The sequence below is a fragment of the Neobacillus niacini genome (genome assembly GCF_031457145.1).
Classification (GTDB): domain Bacteria; phylum Bacillota; class Bacilli; order Bacillales; family Cytobacillaceae; genus Neobacillus; species Neobacillus niacini_J.
On record NZ_JAVDVZ010000010.1, the window covers coordinates 84071 to 106477 of the forward strand.

Here is a 22407-nt window from a genome sequence, read left to right on the forward strand (position 1 = left end):
CATTCCTCCTATTAAATTTTTTCATTTATAGATTGCTAATAATAAGGCATAAATATACATTCGTAACCTTTGCAAAATATATTTTTTTCAATAATAATGGGGTATGGAAAGGAAGGTGCAAAACATGCAAAATTTTACCTTTTGGAATCCTACAAAATTAATCTTTGGAAAAGGTCAGCTTGAGCAGGTAAAAAACGAAATTCCTCAGTATGGGAAGAAAGTGCTAGTCGTCTATGGTGGAGGAAGTATTAAACGAAGCGGTCTATATGACAAAGTAATCCAATTGTTAAATGAAATTGGAACTCAAGTTTATGAGTTGTCTGGGGTTGAACCAAATCCTCGTGTCAACACTGCTCGTAAAGGGGTAGAAATCTGCAAAAATGAAGGAATTGATTTCCTTTTAGCTGTTGGCGGTGGAAGTGTAATCGATTGTACCAAGTTAATAGCTGCCGGTGCTAAGTATGATGGTGACGCATGGGATTTGGTCGTTAAAAAAGCAGTGGTAAAAGATGCACTTCCATTTGGAACAGTGTTGACCCTAGCTGCTACCGGTTCAGAAATGAATTCAGGATCAGTTATTACGAATTGGGAGACGAATGAAAAATACGGATGGGGAAGTCCATTTACTTTTCCGAAGTTCTCTATTTTAGATCCTGTACATACTTTTTCCGTTCCAAGGGATCAAACCATTTATGGAATTGTCGATATGATGTCCCATGTATTAGAGCACTATTTTCACTTGGAAGAAGATACTTTATTCCAGGATCGTATGTGTGAATCATTACTTATTACCGTAATGGAAACAGCACCTAAATTGCTTGAAAACCTTGAAAGTTATGAACATCGAGCAACAATCCTTTATAGTGGAACAATGGCATTAAACGGCATCTTAAATATGGGATATCGCGGAGATTGGGCCACCCATAACCTCGAACATGCCGTATCAGCCGTATATGATATCCCGCATGGAGGCGGTCTTGCGATTTTATTTCCGCACTGGATGAAGCATAATCTTAAAGTGAAACCAGAGCGCTTTAAACAGCTGGCTGTAAGAGTGTTTGGCGTAGACCCTGAAGGTAAGAGTGCGGAAGAAGCTGGCCTTGAAGGAATTAAAAAATTACGTGAGTACTGGAATTCTATTGGAGCACCTACACGCTTAGCAGATTATGATATTGATGACAGCAAAATTGAGTCGATGGCTGACAAGGCAATGGTTTACGGTGCATTCGGGAATTTTACGAAATTAAATAGAGAAGATGTTTTAACGATTTATCGTGAATCACTGTAACACAGCAGAAACGAGTACATTACGTGTACTTGTTTTCTTTTTTTCGACAAATTTTGAACAATGTAAATAATTTGACGAAAATGGTCACGCTTACAATAGGAGACGATTCTTGATTATCTGTCCAGCATTGGTTAAAGTGAGTAATGAAAATAAAATATTGGAGGATTGCATTCATGACCCACATACGTTTTGATTATTCAAAAGCGTTAGCCTTTTTTGCAGAGCATGAAATTACATATTTACGAGACGCCGTTAAAGTAGCACACCATTCCCTGCATGAGCAAACGGGAGCAGGTAGTGATTTTTTGGGATGGATTGACCTTCCTACAAACTATGATAAGGAAGAGTTTTCCCGTATTAAAAAGGCGGCGGATAAAATTAAATCTGATTCTGATGTGCTGCTCGTAATTGGGATTGGCGGTTCATATTTAGGAGCAAGAGCAGCAATTGAAATGTTACAGCATAGCTTTTACAATGTTCTTCCAAAAGAAAAGCGTAAAACCCCACAAATTATTTTTGTCGGTAACAACATAAGTTCTACTTATATGAGAGATGTTATGGATCTTCTTGATGGAAAAGACTTTTCGGTTAATGTCATTTCAAAGTCAGGTACAACAACTGAACCAGCCATCGCCTTCAGAATCTTCCGCAAAATGCTTGTGGAAAAATACGGTGTGGAAGAAGCAAGGAAGAGAATTTATGCAACAACTGATGCCGAAAGAGGCGCTTTAAAAACATTAGCGAATGAAGAAGGATATGAATCTTTTGTTATCGCAGACGATATCGGCGGCAGATACTCCGTATTAACAGCTGTTGGTTTACTTCCAATCGCTGTAAGTGGTGCTGACATTGATAAGATGATGCAAGGTGCAGCAAAAGCACAAGAGGATTTTAGCCATTCCGAACTAGAAGAAAATCCTGCTTATCAGTATGCTGCCGTTAGAAACGCTCTTTATAATAAAGGAAAAACCATTGAAATGCTGATCAATTATGAGCCTGGACTTCAATATTTCTCTGAATGGTGGAAGCAATTGTTTGGAGAAAGTGAAGGAAAAGACCAAAAAGGGATCTATCCTTCATCAGCGAACTTCTCAACTGATCTCCATTCACTTGGACAATATGTACAAGAAGGTCGCCGTGATTTATTTGAAACAGTGATTAAGGTAGAGAACCCTCGTCATGAATTAACGATTGAAAGTGCAGAAAGTGATTTAGACGGTTTAAATTATCTTGCCGGACAAACCGTTGACTTCGTAAATAATAAAGCGTTCCAAGGAACCATGCTTGCCCATACTGATGGTGGAGTTCCAAACTTAATCGTATCCATTCCTGAACAAGATGAATATACATTTGGCTATCTTGTCTATTTCTTTGAGAAGGCATGTGCAATGAGTGGATATTTACTAGGTGTGAATCCATTTGATCAGCCAGGAGTTGAGGCTTATAAGGTCAACATGTTTGCCCTATTAGGTAAGCCAGGATTTGAAGAAAAGAAGGCCGAGCTTGAAAAAAGACTTTAATATGAAATAAAAAGTAGAGTGCTGAGAAAATCAGTACTCTATTTTTTATTGATTTTGGGAAAACTATGATAAAGGGGGCGAAAAGATTGATTGAAATACCATCAAGTATAGAAGGTAAACAATTTGATTTGTATAAGCTGGAACAAAAACTAAAACCAATTGGTTATTCAATCGGCGGTAACTGGGATTATGACCATGGTGCCTTTGACTACAAAATAAATGATGAAGTGGGTTATCAGTTTCTAAGGCTTCCGTTCTCAGCTATAGATGGTCAGCTTGATGCACGAAATTGTACTGTTGAGCTAGGACGTCCATTCCTATTGTCTCATAAGTATCAAATTGGGCTGGATGACCATATTGGTGACGCAGGTACTATGAATCAGTTCTCAGAACCAGTTGATAAAGATGCCAGTTTTCCTGAGCAATATATTGAAACTGGCAAGGTACTTGTTAAAGAACTTGAATCTATCTTAAGTATTGAATAATCCATCGCATCATGAGAATATTGTACTAGTATAATGTTCACCAAAGGTACAATAATTTTTAGAGGTAACTACTTGTATTAAAGTGAAAATTTTTTAATTAAGGTTAATAATATAAATATGTTATTAACATGAAAAGAGGTTGAGCTATGAATACGAGCATGAACTATTTGTTATCTGACATTGAAAAAACGAGGGTTGAAATGATTGACTTAGCACAACAATATGGATATTCAAACCCAAATGTTGTTCAATGCAGCCAAAAACTCGACCTTCTTTTGAATGTATACGAAAAAAACAGCTAACCCATTAAATAATGCAGCAAATAACCTTCCATTAAGCCGGAAGGTTATTTTTTTAGCTCGACTATTCTCTACTCGGACATAAAACATTGGTAAAAAGGAATAATTTCCATTGCAGATGCAAACTTTATTAAACGAAGTAGGTTATGAAAGAAGGTTATTACGAGGTGTGAATGAGTGGTTACAGATAAGAAAAAAGAGCTTAGATTAATTATTTTTGCCTTACTTATCATTGCTTTATATCTATCCCCACTTTTTATTCTCCAAGAAAACGCTCATATCCGTGTTCATGATAACTTGGACTCGAATATAGCATGGTATAAAGTTCTTGCCAGAAGCGGTCAAATGTTTGGAGATGTCAATGCTGTGATCCCCCAAATAATTAATGGTGTACCAAGAAATACATTTGGAACCGAATATAGCATTATCGTTTGGCTCTATGCGTTGTTTCCAACCATGATTGCTTATGGTTTCAGTCAGGCATTAACAAGGGTTGTCGCCTTTTTAGGGATGTATTTACTATTAAAAAAGCATTTTCTCCATGGTGAAAATTGGACCTTTCTCCAAATTTCTGCATCGCTTGCCTTTGCATTAACACCCTTTTGGCCCTCTGGAATGCTAAGTACTCTAGGGATGCCGCTAGCACTATGGGCCTTCCTTAATATTCGCAATGGTGTGGGTACAAAGAAGGATTATCTTGTCCTTACCCTAATCCCTTTTTACGCTAGTGTTGTTTTAGGTTTTTTCTTTTTTTTAAGTGCAATGGGAATCTTTTGGCTTGTGGATGTTGTCCGGGGGAAAGGGTGGAATCTTCGGTTCCTAATGTCTATAGCTTATATGACAATATTTTTTATGCTCGTTGAATATCGGTTGGTCTATTCCTTTTTATTTTCTACAGAATTAAATAGCCGTGATGAATATTTTCACGCTTACTTACCTTTCTTGCAAGCAGTTCGGCTAACTATTAAAAACTATGTGTTAGGCCATACGCATGTGATGACTGTTCACGGTCTATTTATTTTACCTATTACGTTTATTGCCATTTATTTTGTTTATTCAAAAAGACTATGGAAACAAGAAAAACTTTTCATATTTTTATTTGTATTGAATTTCTTGTTATCTCTTTGGTACGCCTTTTGGTTTTATAAAGGTTGGTTACCTCTAACGAAGAAATTTCATTTTATGAACACCTTTAATTTTGCTCGTTATCACTTTTTACGACCACTAGTCATTTATTCTGGGTTTGCTCTGGCATTAAAAATTTTATCACTCCAAGGCCGCAGCTGGGCCAAGACGGCGAAAGGGTTTGCCATCTTACAAATTCTCTTATTATGTTTATATAATGAAGAAATTATCTATCAGAAAAAGCCATCCGTAAGAGAATTTTATGCAGAGGAATTATTTGCAGAGATAAAAGAACATATTGGACAAGAACAAGAAAACTACCGGGTAGCTAGTATTGGAATTCATCCTGCCATATCCCAGTACAATGGTTTTTATACCATTGATACCTATAATAATTTTTACCCCTTAACCTATAAGCACAGATTTAGGAAAATAATTGAGTCAGAATTAGCGAAAAACATAACCATTCGTAAGTATTTTGATGAATGGGGTGGACGCTGTTATATTTTTACAGCACAGCTTGGTAAAAGATATATGATAAAGAAGGACTCCAAAAGAAAATTAAATAACTTGCAGTTAAATACTTCTGTATTTAAAGAGATGGGTGGTCAATACATACTATCCGCCCTTCCCATTACCAATGCAGAGGAAAAACAACTAGCGCTAGATAAAGTTTTTGAATCGAAAAGCTCTGTATGGAAGATTTATTTGTACAAGACTTTGTAAACATCGGGGGTTATTACAGCTATGGAACCTGTCCTAACGATTGTTGTGCCTTGTTTTAATGAGGAAGAAGTTTTACCTGACACTATTCATCAGCTTGAACAGTTCGTAAAACAGTTAACAAGTGAACAGATCGTTTCAAACCGATCTCGAATCTTGTTGGTTGATGACGGAAGTAAGGATCGAACATGGGAGATCATTTATAAAACTGGATTAAGAAATGAACATGTCCGCGGTTTAAAACTGTCAAGAAACGTTGGGCATCAAAATGCATTGTTAGCTGGGTTGTTTGCTGCAAAGGATGGTTCAGATTGTGTTGTTTCCATTGACGCCGATTTGCAGGACGACGTTCAGATTATCCGCGAATTTATTGATAAATTTAATGAAGGCAATGAGATTGTTTATGGTGTTCGTAAGCGCAGGGATACGGATTCAATCTTTAAGCGTCATACTGCTCAATTTTTTTATAAGCTTATGAAAAGAATGGGTGTCGACCTTGTTTATAATCATGCTGATTTCCGCCTAATGAGTAAACGAGCGATAACTGAGTTAGAAGGGTTTAAAGAGGTAAATCTCTTTTTACGCGGCATTGTGCCACTCCTTGGATTTCGGTCTGATGTTGTTTACTATGATCGAAAGGAGAGGCAGGCAGGTGAAACTAAATATCCGTTAAAAAAAATGCTTTCCTTTGCCTTTGATGGAATCACATCTTTTTCGGTTTCACCGATTCGATTTGTATTATTTATCGGATTTGTTTCCTTTTTCCTAAGCATACTATTTGGCCTATACTTTTTGATGTTAAAGATGTTAGGTGAAACGCAGACAGGCTGGACCTCACTTATTACTTCTATCTGGTTGATTGGCGGTTTGCAGTTAATTGCAATTGGTTTAATTGGCGAGTACGTCGGAAAAATTTATAAAGAATCAAAACAGCGTCCCAAGTTTATTATTGATATTGATACCTTCTCTATGCCAATCCCACGACATCATTTAATTAGAAACAATGAAGAGGAGGAGTTTTATAAAATGGACCATAGAAAAGTATCTGAGACAACCTAATTCATTTAAAGAGTTTTCTTTTGTTAAAAAGAAGACTCTCTTTTTATAAAAAAGTGGTACAACCCATCTTTCCTGAATAAAATTGATAGACAGGCTTCTATTCAATTCAGAGGAGAGATTTGAATGAATGTATTTTTAAGTTATATCTTGCTGGGATTGTCGCTTGCTGCTCCTATTGGTCCTATAAATGCTGCACAAATTGATAAGGGGATACGGCATGGTTTTATGCATTCATGGCTTATTGGGGTAGGAGCGGTCATAGCAGATGGAGTTTATATGATAATCGTTTATTTTGGGGTTGTGCATTTCCTTGAAACTCCTTTTATGAAAACCTTTTTATGGCTATTCGGATGTTTTGTTCTAATTTATACAGGTATTGAGACCATGCTTTCCGCAAATAAATTAGAGATGGTAGGAAAAAGAATGGAAGAACCACTTGTAAAATCCTTTTTTTCTGGTTTCTTTATGTCCATTTCTAATCCGTTAACCATTTTATTTTGGCTGGGAATATATGGATCTGTTCTAGCTAAGACCGCTGCAACATATGACACGAGTCAGTTAATTGTATATAGCAGTGCCATCTTTATTGGATTACTAATTTGGGATCTTACGATGGCTGGTATATCAAGCAATTTTCGAAAATATTTAACTCCACAGCTGCTCATAGGGATTTCACTTTTATCAGGAATATCATTGATTGGATTCGGAATTTACTTCGGCTATCAAGCCTTTACCGTATTATTTGGATAGACCAAAAAGCCAGCGAAAGAATCGCTGGCAATCAATGTTTTAGGCGGTAGGCCAAGGACTAAGTACTTTTCCTTTTTTCTTTTTCCACTTGAGGTTCATCAGTAAGGTTATGCAGCCGATAATTCCGATGAAGGCTAGACTGATAAAGAAGCCGGGCCGGCTTGTACTATGTAATAATGTTCCGCTTACGGCAATTAAGATTAACAATATCCCAATTGAATATTTTATTTTATCCTTCGCTGTGACCTCTAATAATTTCCATGAAGAGGCTAAGATAAAAATCCAATTATAAAGAAGCATTAGCCCGGCAGCGGTTGTAATATACTCATAAACATGTCCTGGCATTAATAATGCAGACACAATGGAAACAGATATTCCTAATACGGTAATGAGCAAAGTAGGTAACGGCACTTTTAGTTTTCCTTGTCTGCAAAACAATCCAGGTGCATCTCCTTCTTCAGAAAGAGTAACAAGAATGCTAGTAACAGCAAAGAGCGAGGCAACCATGGTTGAAAATCCTGCAATAATCAATGCTCCATTAAAAAGATGGGGGATAAAAGTTAAATCGTAATTATCTAATGCATTAACAAATGGACTCTTATCACCATTGAATTTATTCCAAGGGACCATAAAAACAGCCAGTCCGATGGAAAGAATATAGATAATCATTAGAGTGAACAACATCACCTTACCAGCCTTAGGAGCTTCCTTAGGGTCCTTTAATTGGGTGGCCATTAAGCCTAATATTTCAATTCCTCCAAATGCATAAAAGGCAAAGATGACTCCCGACCACAATCCTAGAACACCATGTGGAATGAGATCCTTTCTGCTATTTGGGTATTGAATCGGCTTTTCTCCATCAATGACTCCGAATATCGCCAATAGCGCAATTATAACGAACATTAAAATCGCCGCTATTTTTATGATGGCAAGAACGTTCTCTAATTTATTTAAGATACTGACTCCGATAAGAACGACCACAAGACCTAGAAGCGCATAGCCACCAGCAAATAACCATAATGGAACATTAGGGAACCAAAATCGCGAAAAAATGGAAAGTGCGGTCATTTGGCTGCCCATAATTAATACTTCTGACACCCAATAGACCCAGCCGCTGCTAAAGCCAGCCCATCTGCCAAAAGCTTTTTTGGCATAAGAACGAAAGCCGCCCTTTAGCGGTTCTTTAACGGTCATCTTTGCGAGAGCATCGAAGACAAGATATGTTCCAGCGGCAGCAAGAATAAAAGCAATTAGAATGGCAGGTCCAGTCATTTTAATGGCAATACTAGAACCAAGGAAAAACCCGGTGCCGATTGTACAGCCTATCCCAAATAACGAAAGCTGCCACCACTTCATATCGCTTTTTTCTTCTTTTGCTCCGCTACTCGTTTTGCCCATTTATATTTCTCCCGGTGGCTCCTACCGCTTTATCCGTAATTTCTTGGTTGTTATATTCAGGGTCATTTTTCCTGCTTTGCTGTTTGGCACCACCGAGGTACACACCTTGATGTTCCTGTTGTTCTTTTCTAAATTTATCAAAATTCTGGTTTACCATTTACATCCCCTCTTTTCCTTTCTAATGTCTTTCTATATGTTAAGATACACTCACTCCAAAAACTTATTCAGCCAGTTCATAAGAGGAATTTAGGTTTTTGTTGGCATCTTTAAATTAATTACATAATCATGGGCTAAATCAATGAAAATAAAAAGGTACAAGATAAAATTGAAATCATAAATGGGCGATATAGATAACCAATAAGCCTTGAAAGGGGTTTCCTATGTTAACGACAGAGCAGCTTGCTGGTTTTCGGTTGCAATTACTAAAGGAAAAAGAGGAAATTGAAGAGCGCCTCGAGCAAAATGATCACTATGGTTTAGAGCGAGGGCATTATCATGAATCAATGGGAGAGTTATCAAGTATTGATAACCACCCCGCAGATGAAGGTACAGATTTGTACGAACGTGAAAAAGATATCGCGTTAAATGAGCATACTGACTTGCAGCTAAGAAATATAAATAAGGCCCTTTCAGCAATGGAAAATGGGACATATGGAAAATGTGAGGTATGTGGTAAAGAAATTTCATATGAACGATTAGAAGCTTTGCCTAATACAACCTTTTGTAAGGAACACAGTCCAGACCAAGTTATTTCACATGATCGACCTGTTGAAGAGGGGGTATTAATGCCGCCGTTTGGGAAGTTTGATATGGATTCCAAGGATGAGAATGTTGGCTTTGATGCGGAGGACTCTTGGCAGACCGTAGCTCAGTGGGGAACATCTGATACACCATCCGATTTAGCCTTTCCGGAGGGGCATTACAACGATGTTAGTAATGAACCAGATGAAAATGAGGGATATGTTGAGGACTTCGAAAATTTTGTTGGAAATGATATGTATGGTAACAATATTACGGTTTACCCAAATTCACAGCATGAACGCTACGAAGATCAGTTAGATGAAGAAGGAATCATGACAAGCTTTGGAGACCTGCCAGCATATGAGAAAGACCCGTATGTAGAGGAAGATAAATAAAAAAGAAAACAGCTTTCGTTTGGAAAGCTGTTTTCTCTAATTTTTGTCTAGCGCAAGCGGCCCTAGCGGCTAGTGTCCTTCGCTCTCCGCCCTACGATAAGTCAACATCGAATCGCCTCCGGCTCTTCGTGTTTCCTTTATCTCAGTTGGAGCGCTCCAGGCCATACGCCGCTGACCAGGGCACTTCCGCTTTTCTTACTTGTTTCTATATGGCTTTTGGGCAATTGGTAAGTCTTTAGCGTTCAAGTCATCATCAATAGTATCAATAAGTGCGCCAATCTCGCCTTCTGTATAAGCGTCAGTTGCCTGTTCGTGGGTGGTCGCTAGGCCTGTAGAGATGACATCGTTTTTTTGATAGTCACTTGTCTCGTAGACCCGTCCAGCAAGATCGGTACTGTTGGTGGCAGAATTTTTTTTATCCATGTTATACACTCCTTTAATAAATTTGGTACAACCGTATTTTCTACTTTTTATTCAAGGATTACTCATACAAAAAAATCAAGGAGCTGATTATGATGAATAAAGATAAATATCCTTCAAGGGAAGAATTAGATGAAGCCTTTCATTTTCTACATGATGCCATTAACAGGATTACAGTGGATGAAGAAGAGGAAATGATGATGGAGGAAAATGGGAATAATCAAATAAAGCAATAGAAATTATTAAGGTGGAGATGGTAGATGAGGGAATCCTTAGCTAAGAAAATTGCCTGGATAAGTGTAATCAGTAATATCCTCTTAACAATAGGGAAACTTTTCATAGGCTGGTATGGAAACAGTGACGCTGTATTTGCGGATGGAATTCATTCTGCTGCAGATGTTTTTGCCTCAGTTATCGTCTTACTAGTCATAAAAATTGCCAATAAGCCAGCTGATAAAGAACATCCATATGGACATGGAAAGGCTGAGGTAATTGTTTCTGGAATCGTTGGGATTTTACTTTTTCTCGTTTCCATATATGTTGTGTATGAAGGAATCAGCGGTTTCTTCCATGAAGTAGAAACACCTAGTTATTTAGCCATGTGGGTAGCGATAATTTCATATGTTACAAAAATTATTTTGTACCGTTCATCATTAAAGGTGGCAACAGAGCATAATAGTAAGGCAATTGAAGCCATTGCATTTGACCATAAGGCAGATATTGTGGCTTCCATTGCTGCAGCTCTCGGAGTTCTTCTCTCCATACTTGGGGAACGCTTTGATATTCTCCTTTTACAGTATGGAGATAAAGCAGCAAGTATCTTTGTTGCTTATTTAATTTTTAAAATCTCCAAAGAAATGTTAACCGAAGCTTTTGATATTTTACTTGAAAGGAATATTGACGCGGTAACATTACAGGCATACATTGATGTGGTGAATGGATTTCCGGAGGTAAAGAGGATAGACCGGATTAGGGCAAGGGAACTTGGTCATTATATTTTAGTTGATTTACGAATATCCATTGATCACTTTAAAACAATTAAGGAAGGGCATGATCTTGCTAAATTAATCAAAGGGAGATTAATGGATAAATACGACAACATTGAGGAGGTATTAATACACTTAAATCCCTATTTTCCTGAATAAAATCATGTTTGTGCTTTTTTGCTTTTGGGTTTATGATAATGAGGTAATTATATGTTGAAGGAGTTGATATTTTTGAGTTATGCAATAGACCCGGACCCCAGCAGTAGTCGTGGGGAAGTCAGTGTTATCTTTGAATTGGATTCTTCAGGAATATCAGCCCTTATGAAGGTAGTATGGCTTCCTCGAACAAAGTGATGAGGAGGTTTTATCATGTTGGAGATTTATAAAAGCACTGAAGCAAGAGTACTCGAACAGGTTGAGGAAATTTCAAAAGGCTGCTGGGTAAATATGTATGCCCCAACGGAGGAAGAAATCAACCGAGTAGCCAAGGAAGCAAACATCTATGTTGACTTTATTAAAGATGCCCTTGATGATGAAGAACGACCAAGGATTGAACGTGAAGATGGTCAAGTTTATATCATTGTGGATTATCCTTATATTGCGCATGATGAAGCTGGTTTCCCAATCTATGAGACGATTCCAGTTGGGATTGTTTTAACGGATGAATGTATTATTACCGTTTCATTAAAGGATACACCCATATTAGAAGTTTTTAAGAATAATAAAATAAAAGATTTTTTCACCTTTAAAAAGAACCGATTTGCTCTACAAATTTTAGCTATTATTACATCTTATTACTTAAGATATCTGAAACAAATTAATAAAAAAACAAATGAAATCGAACGTGGACTTCATCAATCAATGAAAAACAAAGAATTGTATGCGTTACTTGCTTTAGAAAAGAGTTTGGTCTATTTCATGACCTCTCTTAAATCGAATAAAGTGGTCTTGGATAAAATTCTCCGATTCAGCTATATCAAGATGTATGAGGAAGATAAAGATTTATTAGAAGATGTAATGATTGAAAAAATCCAGGCGATTGAGATGGCCGAGACATACAGCTCGATTCTCAGTGGCATGATGGACGCTTTTGCTTCAATCATTTCCAATAATGTAAATATCGTCATGAAATTCTTAACTTCGTTTACGATCATTCTTTCATTTCCAACGATCGTGTTTAGCTTTTATGGAATGAATGTAGATTTACCACTGCAAAATAGTCCGCATGCATTTTGGATTTCGATTATTGTTGCTAGTATCTTATCGACGTTAACCGCATTAATTTTTTGGAAAAAGAAATATTTTTGAGGCTCTGAAGGAAATCTTCAGGGTCTTTTTTTGTAAATTGATAAAATTTCCCAACATTTTTGACTTCTTATTGACCCTATTCTTTATTTTTTTAATAGTCTGAACAAATAGATGGAAGAGGGGGTAGAGTTGGTATAAAATAGGAAAAAAGGAAGAGCTTTTAGAGGGTGGTTATGTTATGGAATTTGGACCTTTAATTAAATACTACAGGACCCAAAAAGGGATAACACAAAAGGAACTTGCTACTGGAATTTGCTCTATCCCTCATTTAAGTAAAATTGAAAATAACTCAAAAGACGCTAACGAAGAGACTATTTCCTTATTACTTGCAAGGCTGGAAGTCAGCTTTGATGAAATGGAGGAAAAAGAGGAGTTAATTAAAACCTTATTAAGAGATTTTGGTGAAAAAATCAACTTTTATTTGCGGGAAGAAATCGAAGTGATTTATCAAAAGCTCAAAGAAATTGAACATGTGGTCCCTTTTTCTGCACATATGTATTCATACGAATTATATAAGTATCGCTATCTATTATTCAAGGATTTACTTTCAGATGCAGAAGCACAACGAGACTTATTACATAAGCAAAAGAAAAATTTTTCCCAACATGAATGGTATTTATTTCACTATTATAATGCTGTATTTTTAATATTAAAGGGTCACTTTAAAAAAGCAGATGAATTACTAGAAGAATTATATATAAAAGATGATTATGAAACAACAAACGGAGAATTTCTCTATCATCGGGCTCTAGTCAAAACCTCGCTTGATCAATCTGGCCATGCCATTCATTTTGGGAAGCTGGCTCTTCAAATTTTTATGAACCAACATAATTTTTATCGAATTTTGCACACGATAATGCTTTTAGGAATTAACTATACTCATTCTAATATTTATGAGGAAGCACTAGTTTGTTTTAAGCATTTAATTCGAAATGCAGAATTGCTTAAGGAAGAGAAAATGCTGCCGCAAATCTATCATAATATGGGCTACTTACAAAAAAGAATGAATAATAATAAAGAAGCTTTAGCCTTTTACGATAAAAGTCTAGCCCTGCAAACTGTAAATTCTAAGAACTATCTTGTAACCCTATATACAATTGGAGAACTACATTGGTCTAGCCAAACTTATGAAAAGGCAGAAGAGTGCTTTCAAACCGTTAAATCTCTATCAAATGAGATTGGAGTAAAAAAATACAAGCTTTTGTCAGAGTTTTTTCTAATTCATATGACTTCACTTGAAAAAGGGATTAAATACCTAGAATCAAAAGTAATTCCTTATTTAGAGAATACGAAAGAACATAAAGATGATCTTACCCGTTTTTATAGAATGCTATCAGATTACTATACCAGTCAAGGGATGTATTTAGAGGCAGTAAAATATTTTACAAAGGTCCATTGAGGAGGAGAATTATGAAGAAGGCAATAATAGCAGGGATTTTATTTTCACTTCTTTTATTAGTAACGCCTATTAACAACAACCTTAGCCAATCTACTGATGACATTGCTAAGGCTAGTACTATCAATAAAGTTCACCCTATTTTACCGCCAGTGGGGTGATGACCAAAAACCTTCTAACTAGGAACTCCTATCTAGAAGGTTTTTTATTTGTTCAACTTATTAATGAAATTTTATTTTTAGGGGCAAAGTAATTTATATGTGTTTAACAAGGAGGAAAATTTATGAAATCATTTATTGTTGGTTTTCACCAGGAAGACAATGTCGATTCCATGCAGATTCAAAAGTTAAGCCAAGAGGATTTTGAAAAGGCAACAGAAGGCGGAACAAGGCATCTTTTTGAATTAGACACGAATATTGGCTTTTTTGTCTTTTTCGACGCAGAGGATGCGGATGGAGATGTTTCTTACATGGTGCTGCAATACGAGGACCCAACAGGGGAAGACGGAAGTGAAGACCCCGTTGGCTGTTATTCCTTCCAGTTGAAGGATTTTTATGAATTTACTGCCCTTTACCTAAATGATCTTGAATTTAATGAGGAAGTAAGTGAAGACGAAGAAGATTATGGTCCAATTCACCATCTGGCACATCTTCTATTCCATATCGTTGAAGAAGGAAAAGATTTAGAGGTATAAGTAAAAAAATCCCCTTGAAGGGGATTTTTTTGACAACTATTATGCTTTTAAAACATCATGGTCAACATAACGTTCGCCATTCAATTCACTAACCACATTAAAAGCAACTTTCGCGCCGTCACCAGCTGTTATGATTGTATGTACACTCACACCAGCAACTGTTCCCGCAGCCCAAATGCCTTCAACATTTGTTTTTCCTTGAGCAGTTACATCAATAATGGTTTTTACTCTTGGCTCAGTACCTGGCTTGGTAGTTAGACCAGCTTTTTCAGCAACATCTACTAGGAATCCAGTAGCCACAATAACATGCTTTGCTTCATGTTCTCCGCTCTCTGTTTCTACCTTTAAGCCGCCATCAACTTTACTAATGTTGGTAACAGCTGCTTGGACAATTTCGCCGCCAAATTTAGTGACTTGCTTTTTTCCAATTTCTATAAGGTCCGGACCAGAGATTTCTAACACGCCGTAATGGTTTTCCACCCATGCACGCTTGGTAGCGCTCTTATCATTATCAATAACCAATGTTTTTTTACCAGCTTTAGCTGTAATTAAAGCAGCACTTGCTCCTGCTGGTCCAGCACCAATCACTATAACATCTAACATGTAAAAACCTCCATTCGAAAAATTACATACAATAAAAGTGTACATGAATAAAAAGCAAAAGTAAAAATCACTGCTCAAAAAAGAACCATCATTTGATGGTTCTTGAAGGTTATTGCTCCTTTACTTGTAAGGATTGCTGGACATTTAATTCCTGCTTTGTTGGTTTTCTTACTTGAAGGAGATAATACAGTATGGCTCCGATTAAGACATAGAAGGAACACATTAGATATAAAGAACTGAAGTCCATTTTTGCTGCAATTAAACCGACCAAGAATGATCCTAGTGCAATACCGATGTCATAGATTGATAGAAAGGTAGCTGTAGCTAAGCCACGTTTTCTCGGTGCCGCGTTTTGAATGGCAATCGTTTGGAAGGTTGGGAAAAGTGTTCCCCAGCCTAAACCAATCATTCCCGCAGAAACAAGGAAAGTAATTGCTCCACTGCTTTGACTTAATACAAACATACCAAATGCAAACAAGACGATTGATGGGAAAACAATCACGTTAGGACCATATTGATCGAGCCACTTTCCTGTAAAAGGTCTAGACATTAATAAGATAATCGCATAAACAACAAAGAATAGACTGGATACTTCGGTAAGATTTATTTCATTTGCATAGACGGATACGAAAGAAAGAAGTGCCGAATAGACAATGGCTAAGAAACTGCCAACTATTGCAATTGATACCGCAGATGGCTCAATAAGGCTTTTCAATGAGAAGGCTGGAAGTATGACCATTTGATCTGGTACTTCAGGCTTCGCTATTTTAACTGTAAGACCGGTAATAAGCGCTCCAAAGGCTACAATGACAGTCATAATGAACATCGTCCTTGCTCCCCATTGTTGGATGGCAGTCAATCCCACAAATGGTCCTAATACCATTGCCATGTTTCGTCGACATAACAAAGTATCCCATTCCTTCTCCTCTTCGTGAACTCGGAATGAGGTCTGCTACAATCGCTCCTACAGCGGTAGTTGCCATACCAAAGCCAACCCCGTGTAACAAGCGAATCACTAGGAAACCTGTAACAGTTTTAGGGAAAAAATATAGAAGCGAGGCGGCTGCGAAGATTATAAGCGCCGTTAATAGTACTTTTCTATTACTAGCACGCTCTAGCCATTGACCAGCAAGCGGGCGGGATACAATGGCTGAAAGCAAGAATACGGTTGTCATCAATCCTGCCTGCGAAGCATTACTGTCAAATTCCTGCAATGCGAAAATCGGAAGAGTTACTAGTAAAATATAAAAAGTTAAAAATAAAAAAAAGTTACTCAAGGAAATATTAATAAAATCTTTCGTCCATAATTTAGATTTGTTCATGTTATCTACTCCTTTTACAATAGCTCTTTTAACCATAGACCTTGAAGTTTTGCTAATTCTTGTTGTGAGCTTTGCGGAAAATTCGTTAGTAAGGTCTGATTGCACTCGAAAACAGCATGCTCCCATTTAGGAAATTCTTTTACTGCTTCCTCGGTTAGTTGAATATACTTCTCTCGTTTGTCCTTGCCAGGAAGCTGTCTTACAAACCCTTGTTTAACAAGCCGTTGAATCGTACGGGTCATCGGTGGAGCTTCGACAAATAAATACTCACAAAGTTCTTTTTGTGTGATTGAGCCTTTTGTATGTAAAACAAATATGACTGACCATTGAGCACTATATAATCCAAGGGGTTTAAGAGCTTCATTGAGTTGATTGGTCAATTGTCGGGAAAGTTGATGAAGAGTATGAAATAATGCGTGGTTAGTCAAATAAGTTCACTCCAAAATTATTATATGCATAATAGTTACCCAGGTAATTAATATGGTTACCTAGGTAACTATATAAGCATTTGATTAAAATGTCAAGAACGGAACATCATTAAAGTAGTTGGCGGGATTAATTTTGAAACAGAAAAAATCCGCGGAATCTAATCCGCGGACTTCATTTATCTCAAAACATTAAAATACCTTGCCTCAGGATGAGCAAATACCATAGCTGAAACGGAAGCTTCTGGTTCCATCATGCAGCCTTCTGTTAATTCAATCCCAATTTCCTCCGGATGAATCAACGCAAATAGCTTCTTCTGATCTTCTAAATCAGGACATGCAGGGTACCCAAAAGAGAAGCGTTGTCCCTGATATTTAGCTGTAAATCGATCCTGCATCGTAAATGTCAGCGGGTCTGGGAAGCCCCAACGGTCGCGCATTTGACGATGGATTAATTCGGCAAAGCCTTCTGCCGATTCAAGTGCTAAGGATTGTAGAGCATGACTCTCAAGAAAACGGCCTTCTGCCTTTAACTCGTCAGCTTTTGCACGGATTCCTCTTCCGGCTGTAACTGTAAAGAAGCCAACATAATCCTTCTCTCCACTGTCAACAGACCTTACAAAGTCAGCCAAACATAAATGCGGTGCAGATTCCTGACGTGGGAAATCAAATGTTTCAATAATACGATTATGATCATTAGGATCATAAATAAAAATTTTATTTCCTTCAGACTGTGCAGGGAAAAATTGATAAACCGCTGCTGGTAAAATCCAATTACCTTGTTTAGCATCTGCTAATAACCCATCCACTACTTCTTTTACCTTAACTGCCTTTTCATTCTTTTCAGCCAGTAAATTTGCAATTTTTCCTTTTACCCCTAGGTGATGACCAATTAACATTTGCATATTGATGTAAGGCTCAATATGAGAAAGGGAATAGGTTTTTAGAATGTGTTTCTTCGTATCCATTGGTGTGAAAACCGGTACTTCTGTAGAAACGGACGGTCTTGTTTTTACAGCTGTCGATACTGCAGAACGAATTGGAAGCTCCCTCGGCAGTTCTAAAGCAGCTAGTTTTTCCTTTTTCTCTGCAAACAGTTTTTCATGCTCCTCTGGAGTTTGAAGTTGATTAGCGAGTGACAATCCATTCATTGCATCCTTTGCATATAGAACGAGTCCTTCATATTCTTTAGCAATCTTAGTATCGGTGAACTTTCTAGAAAGGGCTGCACCTCCAACAAGGATAGGTGTTGAGATTCCGGCTTCTTTCATATCCTGTGCTGTTATAACCATTTGCTGTGCAGATTTCACCAGTAAGCCGGATAAACCAACGATGTCTGGTTTTTCTTTTTGAATGGCTTGAACCAGTTCAGTCGGTGATACTTTAATCCCTAAATCAAGCACATCATAACCGTTATTGCTAAGAATAATATCTACGAGGTTTTTCCCGATATCATGTACATCGCCTTTAACTGTTGCTAAGATAACCTTCCCTTTGGAGGAAGAAACATCTCCTTTTTCCATGTAAGGTTCTAGATAAGAGACAGAAGCCTTCATTACCTCAGCACTTTGAAGTACTTCAGCAACGATTAGCTGATTGTCGTTGAAAAGTCGTCCTACTTCTTTCATGCCTTCCATTAATGGTCCATTAATAATATCTAGCGGGGCAGGATAACTTTCAAGTGCCAATGCCAAATCAGGTAATAAACCCTCTTTCGTACCTTCAACAACGTAGTAAGAGAGGCGTTCTTCCAAACTCATGTCTGGTACTGTACTCTTTGTCTCTTTCTTTTTACCCCGATAAAATTCCGTAAACGTAGCTAGTGTTTCATCTGTTGTGTTAAATAGAAGTTCTTCTGCTAATAAAACTTCTTCCTTTGAAATGGAAGCGAATCGTTCGAGTTTTTCAGTGTTAACAATCGCATAATCCAGCCCTGCTAGTGTACAGTGGTATAAGAAAACAGAGTTTAATATTTCCCTGCCAACAGGCGGAAGGCCGAATGATACATTACTGATTCCAAGAATGGTTTGCGTTTTAGGAAGATGTTCTTTAATCAACTTAATTCCTTCTACCGTTGCTTTAGCAGAGCCAATATATTGCTCATCACCAGTACCGACAGGAAAAACAAGCGGGTCAAAAATAAGATCCTGTGGCTTTAAACCGTATTTGTTAACAAGGATATCATGGGAACGTTTAGCAATGGCTAATTTCTTTTCTGCCGTTACGCCCATACCATCTTCTTCAATAGTACCAACGACGACAGCAGCGCCATATTTATGAATCAGTGGAACGACTGCCTCAAATCTTTCTTCGCCATCCTCGAGATTAATCGAATTAATAATCACTTTTCCTTGAGAATACTTGAGTGCTTGTTCGATTACTTTTTCATCTGTCGAATCAATAACAAGCGGGGCTTTTATTTTCTTCACCACTTCTGGGATAAAATTCACCATGTCACTCATCTCATCACGATCAGGGTCAGCAAGACATATATCAATTACATGTGCACCGCCCTTTACCTGAGCACGTGCAACCTCTGCAGCTTCTTCAATCTTACCTTCATTAATAAGGCGTTTGAATTTACGGGAACCAATTACGTTTGTACGTTCTCCCACCATAATCGGCCTTAGTGTTGGATCATCGTAAACAAATGGTTCAATACCTGATACCATATGGAAATCAGAGGACTGAGACTCTCGTGGTGAGAACTTTTTCATTTCTTCTGTAATCGCTCGAATATGATCCGGAGTTGTACCACAGCAGCCGCCAACAATGTTTAACCAGCCATGGGCAGCAAAATCAGCCAGCTTTTTCGCTAACGTTTTTGGTGTTTCATGATAGTGTCCTTCTTCATCAGGTAACCCTGCATTTGGGTAACAAATAATAGCTGTTGAAGCAAGGTTGGAAAGGGAGCGGACATGCTCTTGCATAAATTCTGGACCCGTCGCACAATTTAGCCCCACTGCGAGGGGCCTCATATGCTCTAATGAAATGTAAAAGGATTCAATCGACTGTCCGGCCAGGGTTGTGCCCATTGGTTCAATCGTACCAGATACAATTAATGGCAGTTTTTTTCCAGTCTTACTAAAGGCGTTTTGTATTCCGATAAATCCTGCCTTTACATTCAACATATCTTGACTTGTTTCAAGAAGAAGAAGGTCGACACCACCGTCAATCAAACCAATTGCTTGTTCTTCATAGGAAACAGCAAGTGCATCAAAAGTGGTTCCACCTGTAACACTTAAGGTCTTTGTAGTCGGTCCCATTGAACCTGCAATATACCGTGGCCACTCAGCAGTAGAAATTTTCTCAGCTTCTTTTTTCGCAATTTGAGCGGCAATTTTATTTAATTCATAAGCCCTAAATCCTAGATTGTAGTCATCGAGAACAATGCTTGTGGCCCCGAAGGTGTTGGTTTCAATAATATCAGCACCAGCCTCCAAGTATTCACGATGAATTTTTGCGATTGTTTCAGGAGCTGTTACATTCAGATACTCATTACAGCCCTCGTATTGCTCACCGCCAAAGTCCTCTGCTGTTAAATTTTCCTGTTGAATCATGGTACCCATGGCACCATCCATGACAAGGATTCGTTTTTGTAGTTGTTCACTTAATGGAGCTTTCGACATAGATGTTCCCCCTAACTTGACTTGCACGTTGTCTGGCATATATCGCTAATTCAGTTGTTAGTTCGTATCGTAAAAATGGCGTAATTAAATAAATTCCATTGAATAAGTCGAGTGCTGTGTCAATTAAAGATTTTGTTATTTCAATTCCTTCACGTGCAGCTTGTAGTGGCTGATCAGAGAGTGCCGCCATTCTGTCTCGAATCGTTTGAGAGATTTTAATTCCTGGTACCTCATTATGAAGAAATTCAGCATTCCTGCTGCCCGTTAAAGGCATTAAACCAATGTAAATAGGGGCATTTAGGTGTTTGGTATGTTCATAGACTTCAATTAATTTCTCCTCAGAGAAGACAGGCTGCGAGATGAAATAATCAGCACCATATTCAATCTTTTTCTCAAGACGTTTCACTGCTTTTTCTACTGAACGGACATTCGGATTAAAAGCACCTGCTATGCTAAAAGCGGTTTTTTGCCCTAAGTCTTTTCCAGAAAACGATAAGCCTTCATTTAACTGTTTTATCATTTGTATTAGCTCAAAGGAAGATACATCATATACAGATGAAGCACCAGGGAAGTCGCCAACTCTTGCGGGGTCACCTGTTATCGCTAATACATCGTGCATTCCAAGAGTATGAAGCCCCATAAGGTGTGATTGCAAACCAATAACATTCCGGTCTCTGCAGGCAATATGGATAAGCGGTCGCATCCCTAATTCTTGTTTAACAAGATAACCTAAAGATTCATTGGAAATCCTCACCTGAGCTAAAGAGTTATCAGCCATCGTAATCGCATCGATACCTGCTTCTTTCAACGCCTTTGCGCCTTCAAAAAATTTGCTGGTATCAAGCTTCCTTGGAGTATCTAATTCTACAATAACCGATGTCCGTTCCTTAACGATTTCCTCTAGAGGCTGGAGGTCCCTTTTAGCTGCACTGTGTTCAATGATGATTTTCTTTGTTTTTAATTTAACTATCTTTTCGGTGACAGGCACACTATTTTTTAACTCTGACGCAAATCCCTGGATATGCGCTGGGGTTGTTCCGCAGCAGCCGCCAATCAAACGTACTCCCTGCTGACGGAAGCTTTGGGCAGATTTCTTAAAATAATCTGAGTCCCCTTCATAATGGAATATACCGTCTGTATACGCCGGTAAACTCGCATTTGGGAAGGCAGAAAGGTAAGCATTTTTAGGCAGTTCAATCTGCTCAAGTGATTTAAGCATATGATGGGGCCCGAGACGGCAGTTCAATCCAATTACGTCAGCACCGAGGTTTTCAAGACGTGTAAAGGCCTCATTAATCGGTGTTTGGTCTTGCAGGATGTCTGGCTCTTGAAGTGAGACTTGGGCAATAATAGGGAGCTTTGTTTCCTTTCGAGCTATTGCAAGGACTGTTTCCAGTTCCTCCAGGTCGTAAAAGGTTTCTAATAGAATTCCATCAACACCTTCTAGCAATAAGCAATAGAGCTGTTCACGGAAACTGCGCTTTAATTCTTCAATGGATAAAGCACTCGGCTTTATTCCTCTGTTCCCGCCGACGGTACCAAGAACATAAGCGTTTTGCTGTACGGCTAATTTTGCATTTCGTACCGCTGCGCTATTGATTGCTTTAACCGAGTCTTCAAGACCATATCTTTGTAGTTTTAGATAATTCGCTGCATACGTGTTTGTTTGAATCACATCCGCACCGGCATCTATATAGGCCTTATGGATCTCTTTGATTTTTTCCGGATGAGAAAGGTTTAACTCTTCCAAGCAACTATCTTTGCCGAATGTATAAAGAAGGGTGCCCATGGCACCGTCACCTATTAAAATTTGGCTTTTTAATTTTTCTAGAAAGGTCATG

The 22407-nt window shown here is 38.0% G+C and carries 24 protein-coding genes; 15 read left to right on the forward strand and 9 right to left on the reverse strand.

The genetic code is table 11. The annotated features are described in order from the left end of the window. Positions 1-124 precede the first annotated feature (124 nt). From J2Y03_RS20465 to J2Y03_RS20495, 7 genes are all read left to right on the forward strand, one after another. Positions 125-1288, forward strand: coding sequence for an iron-containing alcohol dehydrogenase (locus J2Y03_RS20465; protein ID WP_310197544.1), 1164 nt, complete (start codon positions 125-127; stop codon positions 1286-1288). 173 nt (positions 1289-1461) lie between these two features. Beyond that, on the forward strand, positions 1462-2808 hold the full coding sequence (locus J2Y03_RS20470) for a glucose-6-phosphate isomerase (RefSeq protein WP_310197546.1): 1347 nt from the start codon (positions 1462-1464) through the stop codon (positions 2806-2808). A gap of 86 nt (positions 2809-2894) precedes the next feature. Next, positions 2895-3293, forward strand: coding sequence for a YugN-like family protein (locus J2Y03_RS20475; RefSeq protein WP_132096007.1), 399 nt, complete (start codon positions 2895-2897; stop codon positions 3291-3293). A 146-nt stretch (positions 3294-3439) separates the two neighbouring features. Beyond that, complete coding sequence (locus tag J2Y03_RS20480; protein WP_310197549.1) at positions 3440-3595, forward strand: aspartyl-phosphate phosphatase Spo0E family protein; 156 nt, start codon at positions 3440-3442, stop codon at positions 3593-3595. Between the two features lie 174 nt (positions 3596-3769). After that, on the forward strand, positions 3770-5443 hold the full coding sequence (locus J2Y03_RS20485) for a DUF6044 family protein (protein ID WP_310197552.1): 1674 nt from the start codon (positions 3770-3772) through the stop codon (positions 5441-5443). Between the two features lie 21 nt (positions 5444-5464). Continuing rightward, on the forward strand, positions 5465-6499 hold the full coding sequence (locus tag J2Y03_RS20490) for a glycosyltransferase family 2 protein (protein WP_310197555.1): 1035 nt from the start codon (positions 5465-5467) through the stop codon (positions 6497-6499). A 123-nt stretch (positions 6500-6622) separates the two neighbouring features. Further along, complete coding sequence (locus J2Y03_RS20495; RefSeq protein ID WP_310197558.1) at positions 6623-7249, forward strand: LysE family transporter; 627 nt, start codon at positions 6623-6625, stop codon at positions 7247-7249. 39 nt (positions 7250-7288) lie between these two features. Here the strand turns inward: J2Y03_RS20495 and J2Y03_RS20500 are convergent, their stop codons facing one another. Next, positions 7289-8647 (reverse strand): amino acid permease, encoded by a 1359-nt coding sequence (locus tag J2Y03_RS20500; RefSeq protein WP_310197562.1) that lies wholly within the window; start codon positions 8645-8647, stop codon positions 7289-7291. Beyond that, positions 8631-8804 carry a hypothetical protein gene (locus tag J2Y03_RS20505; protein WP_310197565.1) on the reverse strand — a complete coding sequence of 58 codons (174 nt, stop codon included), beginning with the start codon at positions 8802-8804 and terminating at the stop codon, positions 8631-8633. Before J2Y03_RS20505 ends, J2Y03_RS20500 begins: the two co-directional genes overlap by 17 nt. A gap of 223 nt (positions 8805-9027) precedes the next feature. On the opposite strand from J2Y03_RS20505, the gene J2Y03_RS20510 reads away from it, so the two are divergent. After that, entirely contained in the window at positions 9028-9783 is a 756-nt protein-coding gene (locus J2Y03_RS20510) for a TraR/DksA C4-type zinc finger protein (protein ID WP_310197568.1), read from the forward strand. 195 nt (positions 9784-9978) lie between these two features. Here the strand turns inward: J2Y03_RS20510 and J2Y03_RS20515 are convergent, their stop codons facing one another. Further along, positions 9979-10206, reverse strand: a complete 228-nt coding sequence (locus J2Y03_RS20515) for a YozQ family protein (RefSeq protein WP_310197571.1) — start codon at positions 10204-10206, stop codon at positions 9979-9981. A gap of 92 nt (positions 10207-10298) precedes the next feature. Here J2Y03_RS20515 and J2Y03_RS20520 point away from each other — a divergent pair, with 92 nt between their 5' ends. The 7 genes from J2Y03_RS20520 (at position 10299) to J2Y03_RS20550 (ending at position 14587) form a co-directional block, all read left to right on the forward strand. After that, positions 10299-10439 (forward strand): hypothetical protein, encoded by a 141-nt coding sequence (locus J2Y03_RS20520; RefSeq protein ID WP_310197572.1) that lies wholly within the window; start codon positions 10299-10301, stop codon positions 10437-10439. Between the two features lie 24 nt (positions 10440-10463). Beyond that, on the forward strand, positions 10464-11348 hold the full coding sequence (locus J2Y03_RS20525; protein ID WP_310197574.1) for a cation diffusion facilitator family transporter: 885 nt from the start codon (positions 10464-10466) through the stop codon (positions 11346-11348). 72 nt (positions 11349-11420) lie between these two features. Continuing rightward, a complete protein-coding gene (locus J2Y03_RS20530) occupies positions 11421-11543 on the forward strand; it encodes a hypothetical protein (protein WP_310197576.1) in 123 nt (40 codons plus the stop codon). 15 nt (positions 11544-11558) lie between these two features. Next, positions 11559-12497 (forward strand): magnesium transporter CorA family protein, encoded by a 939-nt coding sequence (locus tag J2Y03_RS20535; RefSeq protein WP_132096023.1) that lies wholly within the window; start codon positions 11559-11561, stop codon positions 12495-12497. 178 nt (positions 12498-12675) lie between these two features. Further along, positions 12676-13896: a tetratricopeptide repeat protein gene (locus tag J2Y03_RS20540; RefSeq protein WP_310197579.1), complete on the forward strand. Its 1221-nt coding sequence runs from the start codon at positions 12676-12678 to the stop codon at positions 13894-13896. Between the two features lie 11 nt (positions 13897-13907). Continuing rightward, entirely contained in the window at positions 13908-14054 is a 147-nt protein-coding gene (locus J2Y03_RS20545; protein WP_165903234.1) for a hypothetical protein, read from the forward strand. Between the two features lie 122 nt (positions 14055-14176). Beyond that, entirely contained in the window at positions 14177-14587 is a 411-nt protein-coding gene (locus J2Y03_RS20550) for a cytosolic protein (RefSeq protein WP_132096027.1), read from the forward strand. A gap of 39 nt (positions 14588-14626) precedes the next feature. Here the strand turns inward: J2Y03_RS20550 and J2Y03_RS20555 are convergent, their stop codons facing one another. The 6 genes from J2Y03_RS20555 to J2Y03_RS20580 form a co-directional block, all read right to left on the reverse strand. Beyond that, positions 14627-15190, reverse strand: a complete 564-nt coding sequence (locus tag J2Y03_RS20555; protein ID WP_132096029.1) for an FAD-dependent oxidoreductase — start codon at positions 15188-15190, stop codon at positions 14627-14629. Between the two features lie 109 nt (positions 15191-15299). Further along, on the reverse strand, positions 15300-16073 hold the full coding sequence (locus J2Y03_RS20560) for an MFS transporter (RefSeq protein WP_310197790.1): 774 nt from the start codon (positions 16071-16073) through the stop codon (positions 15300-15302). Beyond that, positions 15958-16512 (reverse strand): MFS transporter, encoded by a 555-nt coding sequence (locus J2Y03_RS20565; RefSeq protein ID WP_310197583.1) that lies wholly within the window; start codon positions 16510-16512, stop codon positions 15958-15960. Before J2Y03_RS20565 ends, J2Y03_RS20560 begins: the two co-directional genes overlap by 116 nt. Positions 16513-16526: 14 nt before the next feature. Further along, positions 16527-16940 (reverse strand): MarR family winged helix-turn-helix transcriptional regulator, encoded by a 414-nt coding sequence (locus tag J2Y03_RS20570; protein WP_310197586.1) that lies wholly within the window; start codon positions 16938-16940, stop codon positions 16527-16529. A gap of 176 nt (positions 16941-17116) precedes the next feature. Next, positions 17117-20566, reverse strand: coding sequence for a methionine synthase (gene metH / locus J2Y03_RS20575; protein WP_310197587.1), 3450 nt, complete (start codon positions 20564-20566; stop codon positions 17117-17119). Beyond that, positions 20544-22406 (reverse strand): bifunctional homocysteine S-methyltransferase/methylenetetrahydrofolate reductase, encoded by a 1863-nt coding sequence (locus tag J2Y03_RS20580; RefSeq protein ID WP_310197589.1) that lies wholly within the window; start codon positions 22404-22406, stop codon positions 20544-20546. Before J2Y03_RS20580 ends, metH begins: the two co-directional genes overlap by 23 nt. Position 22407 lies beyond the last annotated feature (1 nt).

Coding starts and splice junctions, on each gene's coding strand:
- J2Y03_RS20465 (WP_310197544.1), top strand. CDS start 125: ATGCAAAATTTTACCTTTTGGAATCCTACAAAATTAATCTTTGGAAAA.
- J2Y03_RS20470 (WP_310197546.1), top strand. CDS start 1,462: ATGACCCACATACGTTTTGATTATTCAAAAGCGTTAGCCTTTTTTGCA.
- J2Y03_RS20480 (WP_310197549.1), top strand. CDS start 3,440: ATGAATACGAGCATGAACTATTTGTTATCTGACATTGAAAAAACGAGG.
- J2Y03_RS20490 (WP_310197555.1), top strand. CDS start 5,465: ATGGAACCTGTCCTAACGATTGTTGTGCCTTGTTTTAATGAGGAAGAA.
- J2Y03_RS20495 (WP_310197558.1), top strand. CDS start 6,623: ATGAATGTATTTTTAAGTTATATCTTGCTGGGATTGTCGCTTGCTGCT.
- J2Y03_RS20500 (WP_310197562.1), bottom strand. CDS start 8,647: ATGGGCAAAACGAGTAGCGGAGCAAAAGAAGAAAAAAGCGATATGAAG.
- J2Y03_RS20505 (WP_310197565.1), bottom strand. CDS start 8,804: ATGGTAAACCAGAATTTTGATAAATTTAGAAAAGAACAACAGGAACAT.
- J2Y03_RS20510 (WP_310197568.1), top strand. CDS start 9,028: ATGTTAACGACAGAGCAGCTTGCTGGTTTTCGGTTGCAATTACTAAAG.
- J2Y03_RS20515 (WP_310197571.1), bottom strand. CDS start 10,206: ATGGATAAAAAAAATTCTGCCACCAACAGTACCGATCTTGCTGGACGG.
- J2Y03_RS20520 (WP_310197572.1), top strand. CDS start 10,299: ATGAATAAAGATAAATATCCTTCAAGGGAAGAATTAGATGAAGCCTTT.
- J2Y03_RS20525 (WP_310197574.1), top strand. CDS start 10,464: ATGAGGGAATCCTTAGCTAAGAAAATTGCCTGGATAAGTGTAATCAGT.
- J2Y03_RS20535 (WP_132096023.1), top strand. CDS start 11,559: ATGTTGGAGATTTATAAAAGCACTGAAGCAAGAGTACTCGAACAGGTT.
- J2Y03_RS20540 (WP_310197579.1), top strand. CDS start 12,676: ATGGAATTTGGACCTTTAATTAAATACTACAGGACCCAAAAAGGGATA.
- J2Y03_RS20545 (WP_165903234.1), top strand. CDS start 13,908: ATGAAGAAGGCAATAATAGCAGGGATTTTATTTTCACTTCTTTTATTA.
- J2Y03_RS20550 (WP_132096027.1), top strand. CDS start 14,177: ATGAAATCATTTATTGTTGGTTTTCACCAGGAAGACAATGTCGATTCC.
- J2Y03_RS20555 (WP_132096029.1), bottom strand. CDS start 15,190: ATGTTAGATGTTATAGTGATTGGTGCTGGACCAGCAGGAGCAAGTGCT.
- J2Y03_RS20560 (WP_310197790.1), bottom strand. CDS start 16,073: ATGGTATTAGGACCATTTGTGGGATTGACTGCCATCCAACAATGGGGA.
- J2Y03_RS20565 (WP_310197583.1), bottom strand. CDS start 16,512: ATGAACAAATCTAAATTATGGACGAAAGATTTTATTAATATTTCCTTG.
- metH (WP_310197587.1), bottom strand. CDS start 20,566: ATGTCGAAAGCTCCATTAAGTGAACAACTACAAAAACGAATCCTTGTC.
- J2Y03_RS20580 (WP_310197589.1), bottom strand. CDS start 22,406: ATGACCTTTCTAGAAAAATTAAAAAGCCAAATTTTAATAGGTGACGGT.